This is a genomic window from Agreia sp. Leaf283 (assembly GCF_001422485.1).
In the GTDB taxonomy this organism is placed as follows: Bacteria; Actinomycetota; Actinomycetes; order Actinomycetales; family Microbacteriaceae; genus Agreia.
In genome coordinates this window covers 197,774-211,461 of the sequence record NZ_LMNF01000003.1, presented here as the reverse complement: position 1 = coordinate 211,461, position 13,688 = coordinate 197,774, and the positions used below count along the sequence as shown (strand labels likewise).

General features: G+C 67.6%; 13 protein-coding genes. 8 read left to right on the top strand and 5 right to left on the bottom strand.

Annotation, left to right across the window (positions count from 1 at the left end; genetic code table 11):
• Positions 1–79 precede the first annotated feature (79 nt).
• From ASF51_RS14645 to ASF51_RS14635, 3 genes are read right to left on the bottom strand one after another with little or no spacing between them, the layout of a single operon-like run.
• Positions 80–835 (bottom strand): cysteine hydrolase family protein, encoded by a 756-nt coding sequence (locus ASF51_RS14645; protein WP_055931392.1) that lies wholly within the window; start codon positions 833–835, stop codon positions 80–82.
• Positions 832–2,241 (bottom strand): amidohydrolase family protein, encoded by a 1,410-nt coding sequence (locus ASF51_RS14640; protein WP_055931389.1) that lies wholly within the window; start codon positions 2,239–2,241, stop codon positions 832–834. The genes ASF51_RS14645 and ASF51_RS14640 overlap by 4 nt, the downstream gene beginning before the upstream one ends.
• Positions 2,242–2,243: 2 nt before the next feature.
• The gene (locus ASF51_RS14635) at positions 2,244–3,422 is read right to left on the bottom strand and encodes a hypothetical protein (protein WP_055931386.1); all 1,179 of its coding nucleotides are present in this window, start codon (positions 3,420–3,422) and stop codon (positions 2,244–2,246) included.
• A 222-nt stretch (positions 3,423–3,644) separates the two neighbouring features.
• Between ASF51_RS14635 and ASF51_RS14630 the strand changes: the two genes are divergently transcribed.
• A complete protein-coding gene (locus ASF51_RS14630) occupies positions 3,645–4,331 on the top strand; it encodes a FadR/GntR family transcriptional regulator (RefSeq protein WP_055931383.1) in 687 nt (228 codons plus the stop codon).
• An 18-nt stretch (positions 4,332–4,349) separates the two neighbouring features.
• On the opposite strand, the gene ASF51_RS14625 is transcribed toward ASF51_RS14630, so the two are convergent.
• On the bottom strand, positions 4,350–5,306 hold the full coding sequence (locus ASF51_RS14625; protein ID WP_055931380.1) for a PDR/VanB family oxidoreductase: 957 nt from the start codon (positions 5,304–5,306) through the stop codon (positions 4,350–4,352).
• A 205-nt stretch (positions 5,307–5,511) separates the two neighbouring features.
• Between ASF51_RS14625 and ASF51_RS14620 the strand changes: the two genes are divergently transcribed.
• The 7 genes from ASF51_RS14620 to ASF51_RS14590 all read left to right on the top strand — a co-directional run bounded on the left by ASF51_RS14620 (position 5,512) and on the right by ASF51_RS14590 (position 12,582).
• The gene (locus tag ASF51_RS14620; protein WP_055931378.1) at positions 5,512–6,777 is read left to right on the top strand and encodes an amidohydrolase family protein; all 1,266 of its coding nucleotides are present in this window, start codon (positions 5,512–5,514) and stop codon (positions 6,775–6,777) included.
• Between the two features lie 8 nt (positions 6,778–6,785).
• Positions 6,786–7,556: an ABC transporter ATP-binding protein gene (locus ASF51_RS14615; RefSeq protein ID WP_157412178.1), complete on the top strand. Its 771-nt coding sequence runs from the start codon at positions 6,786–6,788 to the stop codon at positions 7,554–7,556.
• Positions 7,553–8,425 carry an ABC transporter permease gene (locus ASF51_RS14610; RefSeq protein ID WP_082480081.1) on the top strand — a complete coding sequence of 291 codons (873 nt, stop codon included), beginning with the start codon at positions 7,553–7,555 and terminating at the stop codon, positions 8,423–8,425. The genes ASF51_RS14615 and ASF51_RS14610 overlap by 4 nt, the downstream gene beginning before the upstream one ends.
• A 118-nt stretch (positions 8,426–8,543) precedes the next feature.
• Positions 8,544–9,719, top strand: coding sequence for an ABC transporter substrate-binding protein (locus ASF51_RS14605; protein WP_157412177.1), 1,176 nt, complete (start codon positions 8,544–8,546; stop codon positions 9,717–9,719).
• Between the two features lie 114 nt (positions 9,720–9,833).
• Complete coding sequence (locus tag ASF51_RS14600; protein ID WP_055931371.1) at positions 9,834–11,153, top strand: FAD-binding oxidoreductase; 1,320 nt, start codon at positions 9,834–9,836, stop codon at positions 11,151–11,153.
• Entirely contained in the window at positions 11,150–11,977 is an 828-nt protein-coding gene (locus ASF51_RS14595; RefSeq protein WP_055931368.1) for a creatininase family protein, read from the top strand. Before ASF51_RS14600 ends, ASF51_RS14595 begins: the two co-directional genes overlap by 4 nt.
• Positions 11,974–12,582, top strand: a complete 609-nt coding sequence (locus ASF51_RS14590; RefSeq protein ID WP_055931365.1) for a pyridoxal 5'-phosphate synthase — start codon at positions 11,974–11,976, stop codon at positions 12,580–12,582. The genes ASF51_RS14595 and ASF51_RS14590 overlap by 4 nt, the downstream gene beginning before the upstream one ends.
• Positions 12,583–12,664: 82 nt before the next feature.
• Here ASF51_RS14590 and ASF51_RS14585 read toward each other — a convergent pair whose 3' ends face one another.
• Positions 12,665–13,612, bottom strand: a complete 948-nt coding sequence (locus ASF51_RS14585; protein ID WP_157412176.1) for a hypothetical protein — start codon at positions 13,610–13,612, stop codon at positions 12,665–12,667.
• Positions 13,613–13,688: the final 76 nt, after the last annotated feature.

The window sequence follows — 13,688 nt, the reverse complement described above, 5'->3', positions numbered from 1 at the left end:
GCTTGTTCGGGGTGTGTGCTTGATCGGGGTGTGCTTGTTCGGGGTGTGCTTGTTCGGGGTGTCGGAAGGTGTTTCGTGGTCAGGGTCGAGGAAGCGCGTTCAAGAGCGCATCCGGTGTGGTGGTGAAGCCGAAGCACTGGCGCACGTTGTAGACCGTGGCGGCCAGGCAGAAGTCGGGCGACGTGGTGGCGCTGGCCTGCTCGATCATCACGCAGTCGTAGCCGATGCACGCGGCGTCGGTGAGGGTCGCGAGCACGCACTGGTCCGCGTTGACACCGGCGAAGAGCAGCGAGTCGACGCCGAGGGAGCGGAGGATGCTGTCGAGCGGGGTGTCCCAGAAGCCGCTCATCCTGAACTTGTCGACATGGATGTCGGTGGGCGCCACCTCGAGGCCGTCGACGATGGCCGCTCCCCAGCTTCCCTTCGTGAGCACGGCGTCGCCGTTCTCCGTCGGATCTCCGATGCCGCCGCCCGAGCCGTCGGCGTCGTAGACGTGCAGCACGTTCGCCGGCAGGTTGAGCCGGTCGGGCCGGTTACCCCAGTTGAGCCAGATCACGGGCACGCCGGCGCCGCGAAGCGCCGGAAGGATGTCGTTCAGCGGCTCGATGGCCGCGAGCGCCGGCGAGACGTCGACGCCGATGCCGTCGAGCCATCCGCCGGGCGCGCAGAAGTCGTTCTGCATGTCGACCACGATGATCGCGGTGCGGTCGAGGTCGAGGGTGAGTGGCTGCGGCTGAGCCTCGAGGTCGACGGGCTCCGGAGCGCGGCCGGTGCGGGTGAGGTCGACGCGGCCGTCGACGACGGGCCAGCCGTGCGGCGAGAACGGAGTGCTCACGAGCGGGCTCCGGCGAGGGCCGCGGCGGCCAGGGGCGCGCCCGTGGTGATCTCGGGAAGGATGCGGTGGATCTGACGACTCGCCTCGGAGGCCAGGGGGTCGATCGCGTCGCCGCTCACCGAGCGCAGCACTCCCCCGACGTACACCTTCTTGAGGTTGCGCAGGCCGCACGCCAGCACGTAGCTCGACATCGGCTCCCAGAGGGGCCCGATGTCGGGCGACCGGGGATCGACGATCACGAAGTCGGCGAACTTGCCGGGCTCGAGGGAGCCGACCCTGTCGTCGATGCCGAGAATCTCCGCCGAGCCGAGTGTATGCATCCGCAGCATGTCGGCCGTCGAGAGCGAATCGGGGTCGCCGGTCGTGGCGCGCACGGCGTACATGCCCATGCGCATGTTCTGCCACGGGTCGGAGATATCGGTGCAGGCCTGGTCGTCGAGGCCCATGCCGACCCGGATGCCGAGGGCCCGGATCTCGGGAATGGCCGCGACGCCCGAGGCGAGTCGGCCATTCGCGTTCGGCTGCCACGACATGCTCGCTCCACCGTCGGCCGTGCGGCGCAGGATGTCGGGCGTGGTCTGGATGAAGTGCCCGAAGATGAAGTCGGGCCCGAGGGCGCCCGCCGCCTCGTAGCGGTCGAACTTCTCGCGTTGCAGCTCGACGGCCTCGCGCGTCTCGAGCAGATGAGCCTGGTTGATGAGCCCGAAGCGACGCATCGCCTCGACCTCGATCTCGGCGCAGTCGGGATTCGGGGACCACTGGCCGGCTCCCGAGATCGCGGCGCGCAGCATGAAGTCGCGGTCGAGCGATTCGCAGTGCGCGACGATCCCGCCGAGCCGGGCGAGAACATCCTCTCGGGTGCCGACGGTGTCGTCGATCATCACGGAGTTCACGAAGCGGATTCCGCTGTCGAGCTTCGCGTCGGCCTGCCGGGTCAGATACTCGAGGGCCCGCAGCTCCTGCGGCCCGTCGTCGACACGTCGGCCGTCGACGAGCGGCTCCCAGGCGAGCCTCCCGTCGGTGAAGTCGAACGCCGTCGTCACGCCGTTGTTGAGCATGTCGAAGGCGCCGTGCAGCGTGCACCAGTAGATCTGCTCCGGCGTCGCCGCACCCGTCACGGCGAACATCGCGGTGCACCAGCCGTAGAGCGTCTCGTTCACACCGAGTCCACGTGAGCCGCTGGTGAAGAGATGGCTGTGGGCCGAAACGAATCCCGGCGCCACGAACGCGCCCGCCACATCGACGACCTCGACATGCGCGTCGACCCGGGGAGGTTCGCCCTCCCCGAGCGACGCGATGATGCCGTCCTCCACGAGCATCCAGCCGTCGAAGATGGTCTCCGGGGCGTCGTTCGCCACGGGCAGCAGGGTGGCGCCCGTGATCAGGATGCTGCGTGGTGTCGTCATGATTACTTCGTGAAGCCGATGGAGTCGTCGATGAACTCGTTCGTCGCGATGTCGTCGGCGGTCAGACCCTCGGTCGGTGCGCTGCCGATCCCCTCGTAGATGGGAGTCGCGAGGTCGACGAACTTCTGCAGGCGGTCCATGTCGAAGTTTCCGACGACCTCGTCCGATCCGTTGCCCACGAGTCCGAGCTCCTTCTGTGTCTCGACCGAGTAGTCGGCGACGCCCTGCGAGTAGACCCAGCCGGTGTCGTACTGCTCGACGAGGTCGAGGATGAGCCCGTTCGCCGTGGAGGGGTCGCTGTAGTAGTCGACGTCGGCCTGCTGCATCACGGGAACCAGCGCGGCGAGGCAGGGCTTGAGGTCTTCCATGTCCTCCGTGCGGGCCGACACGACGACCGGATAGATCTCCCAGCCGGCGTCGTTGATGAGCTGGTACTTGACCGGCTTCATCCACGCCGAGACCTCGTTCTCGTAGATGTAGGGCTCGGCGCTGGCGTAGCCCTGCTGGGCGTCCTTGCCGCCCGCGGCGACGAAGTTCGCCGGGGTGCCGTCGTAGCCGCCGTCGGTCTGCTCCTGCTTCAGGAGTCCGCTGCCGATCAGGTATTCCATGTAGGCCGATCCGCCGAAGTAGCGCACGAAGGCGTCGGTCTTGCCGAGGTCTTCGATGGTGTCGACGTCGGGGTAGGTGGCCGGGTCCCACATGATCATCGTGGGCGTCTTGTCGAGGGGTGCGAACACTCCGACGGTCGGCTGGGCGACCGAGTTCTGCACGGCCTCGTCGCTGTAGACGTAGCCGAGCGTGATCGTGTCGTCGGTGTACATCTGTGCGGGCACGCTCTGGAATCCGATGGCCGGGCCTCCGGCGCGAACCTCGAGGTCGACGCCCGTGTACTCGCCACCGGCCATCAGCGGTCCCGATACCGTCTTGGCGTCGGTGTCGACGGTGACCGCCGACGGGTCGAGCATCTCGTAGAGGCTTCCGTGCTCCGCCTCCGGGTTCCAGTCGGTCTGGATCGAGATGGTGGCGGGACATCCGGCCGCCTTCAGGTCGACCGATCCGATCTCCATGCTGCTGGAGCTGGTCGCCTCGGGGGTCGAACCGGCACTGCAGGCGGTGAGGCCTATGGCCGCGGTTCCGATGAGGCCGAATACCAGGAAGGCCTTCGAGTGGCGTGACGTCATGGGTGTGCTCCCGGTGCGGGTCGTGTGCGTGTGTGGGGGAATCAGGATTGGTCTGACCATCTGACTCTCGCCACGGTAGGCCATGGAAATACTCGACATTCGTCGATGACGACAAAAATAACGAGCCCGAAATACTCCCGAAATATGGGTCGAACCGCGTTGCGGAGCCCACCCGCTCTCTACCCCTAGCATGAGGATGATCAGAGGGAGGGGAACGCCTGCATGGCCGCTCTCATCACGGGTATCGCCTCGCACATCGAGCAGCTCATCGTCGACGGCGAGCTGCAGCCCGGCGACCGCATTCCGCCCGAACGGGTGCTCGCCAAGACGCTCGGCGTCTCTCGAGCCTCCCTGCGCGAGGCCATGCACGACCTCGAGTCGCGCAACCTCATCGACCGGCGCCAGGGAAGAGGCACGACCGTCGCCGAGCCCACCGCCGAGCGGCTCTCGCTTCTCGACGAGCTGTCGAAGCAGCAGGTCGAGCAGCGCAACGCGGCCGAGCTGCGCGACATCGTCGAGCCGACCATCGCATTTCTTGCCGCGACCCGGCGCGCGACCACGAACATCCAGAGGCTCGAGGAGACCCTTCGCAGAAGCGCAGACGCGCTGAGCGCCGACGAGTCGCTGCGGCTCGACGTCGAGTTCCATCTCGAGCTGGCGCACGCCGCGCACAATCCCCTGCTGAGCACGCTGGTGGGCGTGACCAACGACTGGACCCTCGAGCCCCGTCGCCACTCTCACGCCACGCCGGATGCCCGCCGGCGCTCGATCGAGGGACACCGCGACATCCTCGACGCGGTGGTCGCCGGAGAGCCCGCGGCGGCGCGCCTCGCCATGGAGAACCACCTGGCCGATGTGCGCCGGCTCGTGGAGGACCGCGCGATCGATGCCGAGTCCGAAGCTCTCTAGGGCGTCAGAACTCCAGCCTCAGAGCTCCAGCACCAGACGCGGGCAGGCGGCCCGCGACACGCAGATCATCATGACCTCGTTGTCGGCCTGCTCGTCTGGGGTGAGCACGGAGTCGCGGTGATCGACCTCGCCCGACACCACCGGGGTCTCGCAGGTTCCGCAGGTCCCCTCCCGGCACGACGAGAGCACCAGTACTCCGGCCTCCTCGACGACGTCGAGGATCGACCGGTCGGGCGGCACCGTCAGCGTCTCCCCCGACAGGGTCAGCTCGACCTCGAAGGAATCGTCGAGGATGGGCGCGCCGGTCTCGCGCGCCTCGAATCGTTCGAGGTGCAGGCTGCCGTGCGGAAGCGAGGTGGATGCGTCCTCGACCGCGGCGAGCAGCCTGGCGGGCCCGCAGCAGTAGACGAGGGTGCCGTCACTCGCCCCGGCGACGAGAGCCGCGACATCCATTCGCTCGTCGACGTCGGCGGTGTACGCGCGCACCCGGTCGCCGAACTGCCTCTCGAGCTCGTCGAGGAACGCCATCGTTCGCCGGCTGCGACCGGCGTAGGCGAGAGTCCAGGTCGCCCCGGCCATCTCGGCGGAGCGGATCATGGGGAGAAGAGGAGTGATGCCGATACCACCCGCGATGAAGAGGTAGCTGTCGGCGGGCACGAGCTCGAAGTGGTTCAACGGGCCCCGCAGTCGCACGCGACTGCCCACCGCCAGCTCGGTGTGCATCGACAGGGAACCGCCCCGACCGCCGTCTTCGCGCAGCACGCCGATGCGGTAGGACTGCCTGTACGCCGGATCGCCGCACAGCGAATACTGCCGCTCGACGCCATCGCGGATGACCACGTCGAGATGGGCGCCGGGCGTCCACACGGGCAGCTCGGAACCGTCGACGGCACGGAACTCGATCGTCTTGACCCCGTCGGCCACATCGACGATGCGGGAGACGACGGCGGGGATCTCGGTGAGGTGCACAGACATGTGAGGCGAGGACTTTCGGTGAGGTTCGGGCGACGTTATCTCCAGACAGTACCTCGCGCACGGCCCCGGCGAGACCGCAGGCGTCGAGCATTCCTCGCATCGTCACCGGAGGAAATGTTCGTGTTACGTCGTCGAAATATCCACCTCTTAGAGTGAAGTCACCACCGGCCGGCGCGGGCCCCAGAAGTTCATCGGGAGGCACAGAATGAGCGCACTGCCGAGAGACATCTCCTTGCTCCGCTCGGCGACCCTCGACGACGGCTCCGTCGTCGACGTCGAGATCACCGCCGACACGGTCACCGCGATCCGTCCGGCGGGCGGCTCCACGCCGGTCGCCGCATCCGAGACCCTCGATCTGACGGGCTTCGTGCTGCTCACCGCACCGGCCGAACCCCACGCCCACCTCGACAAGGCGCTGTCCTGGGACCTGATCGAACCGCCCATGGGCGACCTCGGGCTGGCCATCGAGTCGTGGAAGACCTACTCGGCCACGATGAGTGTCGAGTCGATCGCCGACCGCGCCCGCCGGGCAGCCCTGCTGCTGCTGCAGAACGGAACCACCGCGGTGCGCTGCCACGTCGACGTGCTGTCGGGCGACGAGCCCCTGCGCGGCGTGCAGGCACTGGTTCAGGTGCGCGACGAACTCAGCGAGCTGATGCACATCGAGCTCGCCGCCCTCGCCGGGCCCACGATTCCCACGGCCGACGTCGAGGCAGCCCTCGACCTCGGCGTCGACCTCGTCGGCGGTGCCCCGCATCTGGCCGATGACCAGAGCGCCGACCTGCAGAGGCTGCTCGCCATCGCGACCGCCCGCGGCGTCGGCGTCGACATCCACACCGACGAGAGCCTCACCGGCGGCTACACGCTCGCCGAACTCGCGCGCACCGTGCGCGACTGGCCCGACTCGAGGCCCGTGACCGCCGGCCACTGCGTGCGCCTCGGCACCCTCGAACAGGGCGAACTCGATCGTGTCATCGACGAGGTGCTGGCCAGCGACATCGGAATCGTGACCCTGCCGATCACCAATCTCTATCTGCAGGGCTGGCAGCATCCGGTGTCGACGCCGCGCGGCCTCACGGCCGTGCGCAGGCTTCTGGATGCCGGGGTGCGGCTGGGTGCGGGCGCCGACAACGTGCGCGACCCGTTCAACCCCGTCGGCCGCAGCGACGCCCTCGAAACCGCCTCACTTCTCGTCACCGCCGGACACCTCACCCTGACCGAGGCGTACGCCGCCGTCAGCACCGGGGCCCGCTCGGTGATGAACCTCGAACCCGCCGGCGTCTCCGTCGGTGCGAAAGCAGAGTTGCTCGCCGTGCGCGGCGACAATCTTGCGGATGTGGTCGCGAACGCGCCCGCCGACCGGTACGTGATCCACGCGGGGCGCCTCGTCGCCTTCAGCGAGGTCACGCACCACACAGCCCTCCCGGCTCGAACCACCGAGCCGACCGAACTCCTTCTCGAAAAGAGGTGATGAGCCGAATGACGCTGACGACAGATCCCCCTGTGGCCACAACGACGACCGAGCTTCTCAATTTCTCCGACGTCGCCATGACGTTCCCCAACGGCACGACCGCGCTCTCCGGCGTCGACCTCACGGTCAAGAAAGGCGAGTTCGTCACCGTGGTGGGCCCGTCGGGATGCGGCAAGTCCACGCTGCTCCGCATCGCCTCCGGACTCACCCCCGCGACGGCCGGCGAGACGCACGTGGCGACCAAGCGCATCGGCTACGTCTTCCAGGACGCGACCCTGCTGCCCTGGCGCACCGTGCAGGCGAACGTCGAACTGCTCGCCGAACTCAACGGCATCCCCAAGAAGACGCGCGTCTCCAAGGCCGCCGAGGCCATCGAGCTCGTCGGACTGAAGGGCTTCGAGAAGCACCTGCCGAAGACGCTCTCGGGCGGCATGCGCATGCGCGCCTCCCTCGCCCGCTCCCTGACGCTCGACCCCGAGCTGTTCCTGTTCGACGAGCCGTTCGGCGCCCTCGACGAGATCACCCGCGAGCGCCTCAACGACGAACTCATCAAGCTCTTCACCGAGCAGCAGTTCGCCGGCCTCTTCATCACGCACTCCGTCTCCGAGGCCGTATACCTCTCGACACGGGTCGTCGTGATGTCCGGCCGACCGGGAAAGATCGTCGAGACCTTCGATGTTCCCTTCGCCTACCCCCGCGACCCCGAGATCCGCTTCACTCCCGAGTTCGCCGAACTCGCCGGCGAGGTCTCCCACGCGCTCCGAGAGGGACACTCATGACCACCACCGCTCCCCCGACCGGGCCCGTGACCACCAGCAACCCGAAGATCAGAACCATCTCCCGGGCATCGGAGATGCCCGCACGCAGAGGCGCACGTTTTCCGTCGTGGGTGCCGCCCGTGCTGGTCTTCGTCGTCATCGTCGCCCTGTGGTACTTCGTCAGCTACGTGGTCATCGACCCGAAGCAGTCGTTCCTCGTTCCGCCGCCGCACACGATCTTCACCGACGCGTTCTTCGACCCGAAGACGCTCGGAGACATCATGGAGGCGCTCGCCCGATCGGCCGGCGTCGCCCTGACCGGCCTCGCGATCGCCATCGTCATCGGCTTCGTCTGGGCCGTCGCCATGAGCCAGGCGCGGTGGATCGAGCGCTCGCTCTTCCCCTACGCCGTCATCCTGCAGTGCATCCCGATCCTCGCGCTCGTTCCGCTCATCGGTTTCTGGTTCGGCTTCGACTTTCCCGCCCGCGTCATCGTCTGCATCCTGATCGCGCTGTTCCCGATCGTCTCGAACACCCTGTTCGGCCTGCAGTCGGTCGACAAGGGCCAGCGCGAGCTGTTCCAGCTGCAGAAGGCGAATCGCTGGACCGTGCTGACGAAGCTCGAGTTCCCCGCCGCCCTTCCCGCGATCTTCGCGGGCATGCGCATCTCCGCCGGCCTCGCGGTCGTCGGCGCCATCGTCGGCGACTTCTTCTTCCGTCGTGGCGAGCCCGGCCTCGGAGCACTCATCAGCAACTACCAGTCGCGCGTGCAGGGCCCGGAACTCTTCGCGGCGATCATCACGGCGGCGCTCTTCGGCGTCGTGGTCTTCCTCGTGTTCGGCTGGCTGGGCAAGCTCGCCGTCGGCAAGTGGTACGACTACAGCAAGTAGGCGCCGGGCGACAGCACGCCCCCTCGACTCATCGGTCACTCAGCACGTCATTCAGCAGCACCCGTTCACAGCACCGAACAGCACCCTCCACACCCTGCACATCACTCAAGGAGAAGACATGCGTATCACTCGATCGAGGTCACTCATGGCCGCGGGCGTTCTCGCCTCAACCGCACTGGTCCTCACCGGTTGCGCCTCCGGCGGAACCGACACGGCCACCGACGCCGCGTCGGATCTCACCATCGGCGCGATCGACCTGGCCGCAGCCGGCTGCCCGGCGACCGTCACGATCCAGACCGACTGGAACCCGGAATCGGAGCACGGCCACCTTTACTCCATGTTCGGAGACGACGCCGTGATCGACGCCAGCAACAAGAGCGTCTCCGGTCCGCTGTACTCGAGCGGTGAGTACACGGGCGTCAACCTCGAGGTGCGCGCCGGCGGCCCTGCCATCGGCTTCCAGACGGTCAGCTCGCAGATGTACACCGACTCCGACATCACGCTCGGATACTCCAACACCGACGAGTCGCTCCGGCTCTCGCCCGACATGCCCACCACGGCGGTCTTCGCTCCGATGGAGATCAACCCCCAGATGATCATGTGGGATCCGGAGACGTACCCCGACGTCGAGACGATCGCCGATCTCACCAAGGCTGGAGCCGTCATCAAGTACTTCGGCGGAGCCGCGTACATGGACTACTTCATCGGAGCGGGCATCGTGCCCGAGGCCCAGGCCGACGGCGGCTACGACGGCACGCCCGCCAACTTCGTCGCCTCGGGCGGCAAGGACGCGCAGCAGGGCTTCGCGAGCGCCGAGCCCTACATCTACGAGAACGAGGTCGACGCCTGGGACAAGCCGGTGAAGTTCCAGCTGATCCACGATGCCGGCTACCAGATCTACGCATCCGCGGTCACCGTACGCACCGGCGAGCTCGAGGAGCTGAGCCCGTGCCTCACCGCACTCGTGCCCGTTCTGCAGCAGGCCGAGGTCGACTACTTCGACGACCCGGCCGCCACGAACGCGCTGATCCTCGACCTCGTCGACCAGTACGACACCGGCTGGGTCTACTCGGAGGGCGTCGCCGACTACTCGGTGAAGACCATGATCGACCTCGGACTCGTCAGCAACGGCGACAACGACTACATCGGCGACTTCGACGAGGCCCGCGTGCAGAAGATCATCGACAGCGACACTCCGATCTTCACCAAGCTCGGAACGCCGCCCGTCGAGGGCATCACGCCCGCCGACCTGTTCACCAACGAGTTCCTCGACCAGAGCATCGGTCTCAAGTAACCCGCGACTGCACCACCGTCGGCCCTCCGCCTGCCGTCCGACGCTCACCTCGTGTGGGCGTCGGACGGCAGGCGCAGGGCCATCACCATTCGGCACCATCTAAGGACCTGCACCATGACCGATCTGCCCGAGAACATCACCTCCCTCGCCGCCGAGCTCACCGACATCCTGGGCGAGCGGGGAGTGACGACCGAACTGCGAGCCCGCGAGAAGGCCTCGGCCGACGGCTCGTACCTGTCGCCGATCATCACCGAACAGCTCCCCCTCGGGCTCGCCGACATCGTCGCGTTCCCGACGACGGCAGAGCAGGTGGCGCAGGTCGTCGCCGCCGCCGTTCGCCACTCGGTGGGAATCACGCCCCGGGGCAAGGGCACGGGCAACTACGGACAGGCCATTCCGATCGAGAACGGCCTCGTGCTCGACCTGTCGAAGCTGCGCGGGGTGGTGGAGGTCGGAAACGGGTTCCTCACCGCGCTCGCAGGCACCCCGATCGTCACGATCGAGCAGGCCGCCCGTGAGTCGGGCCAGCAGATCCTCATGTATCCGTCGACGGCCCAGTCCTCGATCGGCGGCTTCCTCTCCGGCGGCTCCGGCGGCACCGGGTCGATCGCCCACGGCTCCAACCACGAGGGCTTTGTGCTCGCGCTCGACGTGGTGCACGCAGCGGCGGATGCGCAGCTCGTGCACGTCGACGGCGACGAGGCGCAGCCCTATGTGCACACCTACGGCACCGCGGGGATCATCGCGCAGGCGACGATCGCCCTCGAGCCGCTGCAGGACTGGCGCGGCCTGTTCGCCAGTTTCGACACGTTCAACGAGGCCATCTCGGTGATCCGCGAGATCGGGCGGCTCGAGCCGACGCCGCGACTCGTGTCGGCCGACCTCCCGGTTCTGGCCAACGCCCTTCCGGCCGACCCGGGCATCCCGAAAGACCGGGCGAGCCTGCGAGCGATCATCGACATCGCAGCTGTTCCGGCCGCGACCGCTCTCATCGAGGCCGCGGGCGGCCGCGTCGAGGAGGTGCGCGAGGGGGCCCAGACCGCCATGAAGCTGAGCATGATCTCGTACAACCACCCGATCGAGTGGCTGCAGAAGAGCGACCCGGGAAAGTACTTCCACATCGAGGTCGCGGGCGACGCCCTCGTCGACCGCATCGACGAGGTGCACGCCGTGTACCCCGGCGGCATGCTGCACATCGAAGCCCAGAGGAACCGCCCGATCGGCATGCTCGCGGGTATCTACGAGAGCGCCGAGAAGGTCTACGAGGGCTTCGGCAAGCTCGCCGCGATCGGCGTCGGCGTGCACAACCCGCACATCTGGTTCGTCGACCACGAGGTCGAGCGCACGCTCGCCCTCGCCGAGACCACCGACCCGCAGGGACTCCTCAACCCGGGCAAGCTGCAGGGCAAGCCGACTGTCGGAGCCGACGCATGAGCGGCGCGCATGCGAACGACGCGGTCGTGAACGACCTGGGCACGCGCAAGCTCGTCGAGCTGTCCGGTCCCGCCGCCACCGCCGCGCTCGACGCCGACTCCGTCGTCGTCATCCCCACGGGCGCGATCGAGCATCACGGCTCGCACCTTCCGCTGATGACCGACTACCTGCTCGCGGATGCGATCGCGAACGCCGCCGTCGAACGCGCGGCCTGGCAGGGCGTCGACGCGTGGATCCTTCCCACCCTCGCCTACACCAAGAGCGACGAGCACCACTGGGCATCCGGAACCATGTGGCTCACGTGGGAGACGATGATGAACACCATCGTCGACCTCGGCAACTCGATCGCGGCCACGCCCGCGAACAAGGTGGCGTTCTTCAACGGACACGGAGGCAACCTCGCCCTGCTGCAGGTCGCCTGCCGCGAGCTGCGCCGCCGCTTCGGGCTGCAGACGTTCCTGCTCGGACCGATCGTGCCTCCCATGGCCGACGGCACGGGCGACGGGCCCGACGAGCTGGGCCTCGGCATCCATGGCGGCCACAGCGAGACGTCGCTCATCATGCACATCCGCCCCGACCTGGTCGATCTGTCGCTGGCACAGCGCAGCGTTCCCGAGCATCTGGCCGACTTCGAACACATCGGGTTCAAGAAGCCCGTGTCGTTCGGCTGGCTGTCGAACGACTTCGGAACCGACGGCGTGCTGGGCGACCCGACCGCCGCCAACGCGGCGTACGGCGCGGCGCTGTTCGAGCACTCCGTGGCGCAGGCCGCGGCGGCGTTCGCCGAGATCGCGCGCTTCGACCCCGCCGGACCGTCGGCGTGACCTCGACCGACCCGGCTCCGGCCGCCGCGGTGATCCCTGCCGACGCGTTCGCCGTGCTGACCGAGTGGCTGCCGACGAACGACGACCACGCGCGTCCGTTGATCGCGCTGGCCACGGTCGACGCCGAGGGGCGCCCGGATTCGCGCAGCGTGCTGCTCAGCGAATTCGATGAGGGGGGCTTCTTCGTGCACACCGACTCGCGCTCCCGCAAGGTCGCCGACATCGCGGCCCACGCCGAGGTGGCGTTCTCGATCGCGTGGCCGGCGGAGCTCCGGCAGCTGACGGTGCAGGGCGTCGCTCGGCGGGCGTCGGCCGAGGAGGAGAGCGTCGCGTACGCGCGCCGCTCCCGCTACCTGCAGCTGCTGGCGTGGCTCAACTCTCCCGAGTTCGCGCTGCGCCCGACGGGCGAGCGGGAGGAGGCGTGGGCCGAGTTCGACGCCGCGCACCCAGACGGCACCCTGACCCCGCCCGACACCTGGCTCGGTTTCGTGATCGAGCCCACGCGCATCACGTTCTGGAACGGGACCCCGCTCACGGCGAGCCGCCGCACCGAGTACCGCCGCGCGGCCGACGGCACCTGGAGCACGGCCACCCTCCCCGGCTGACCCTCGCCTGGGAGTGCTTTCGTGCCCGAATACCTTCATTTGCGCTCGCTTCCACTGCACGAATGGAGGTATTCGGGCACGGTCACCGCCGCGGCACGATCGGAAGCCCAGCCGCAAGCAGGAACGGCTTCAGCCGGCGCGGGTTCATTCCGATGTCCCAGTCCCATCGTGAGAAGCCCGGACCGAGAGCGCGTATCCGATCCTCACGAATCTTCTCGTCAAAGAGGATCTGTTTGAGCGATTTGCCGCGGGTCAGCGCGTCGTCGAAGTACTTGGCGCGTCCGTCTGCCTCGCCCACACGATTGAACGCGCGCCAGAAGAAGTCGCTGTATCCGATGAGTCCTCGGTAGTCGCGCCACTCAACCTGCAACTCGGGCGCCGGAAATCCCAGCAGGTGCATGTTCACTCGGCTGCCCGACTCCAAAGGACTCTCCGCAAGGTGCGTGGCGAAGTCCAACACCCGTCGAGCACGGACGTGGCCACGAAAAGGCAGTCGTCTTTCCCACATCTCGTCGAGCGCAGGCTTCTCGATCCGCGCCTCCCTCCTATGACACAGGGCGAAGTCCGCAGCGGTAACGGCCGACATGAACGTGGCATCGACGGCGAGATCGAGGACAGTGCGGGCCACCGAGGTCACGAGCATTCCATCGATAAGCACGACGTCATCCGGATTCACCCCGACCGCATGGCGAACGATCTCCCCGCGCGAACGCACCGAGGAGTCTCGCTCGACAATGACATGAATTCGGGTGGGCCACGCGCCGATCAAAGGTATCCCGTGGATCGCGGCTGCGGTCCAGTGAGAGAAGACAGGCGCCGACTTCCATCGCTCCGACGCAGCGCGTGCCCGCTGCGTCGTTCTCTGAATCTCGTTCAGCGCGTCCCAGTGCTGACGTGACATGTAGCTGCCCGGAGCGATGCGTGCGAGCTCGTTGCGTCGAACAGCCCGAGTCAGTGAGTTCGGATTCTCTCCTGTCTTCCGCACATCGCGAGCGAAAACGAGGGGATCGTCAGGCGAGGGGGTATCCATGACCACAGCCAACCGGGTCACCCCGGCATTAGCGGCGCAGGATCCGCCGCCTGTGGATAGATCGGCGTGCCTCGAC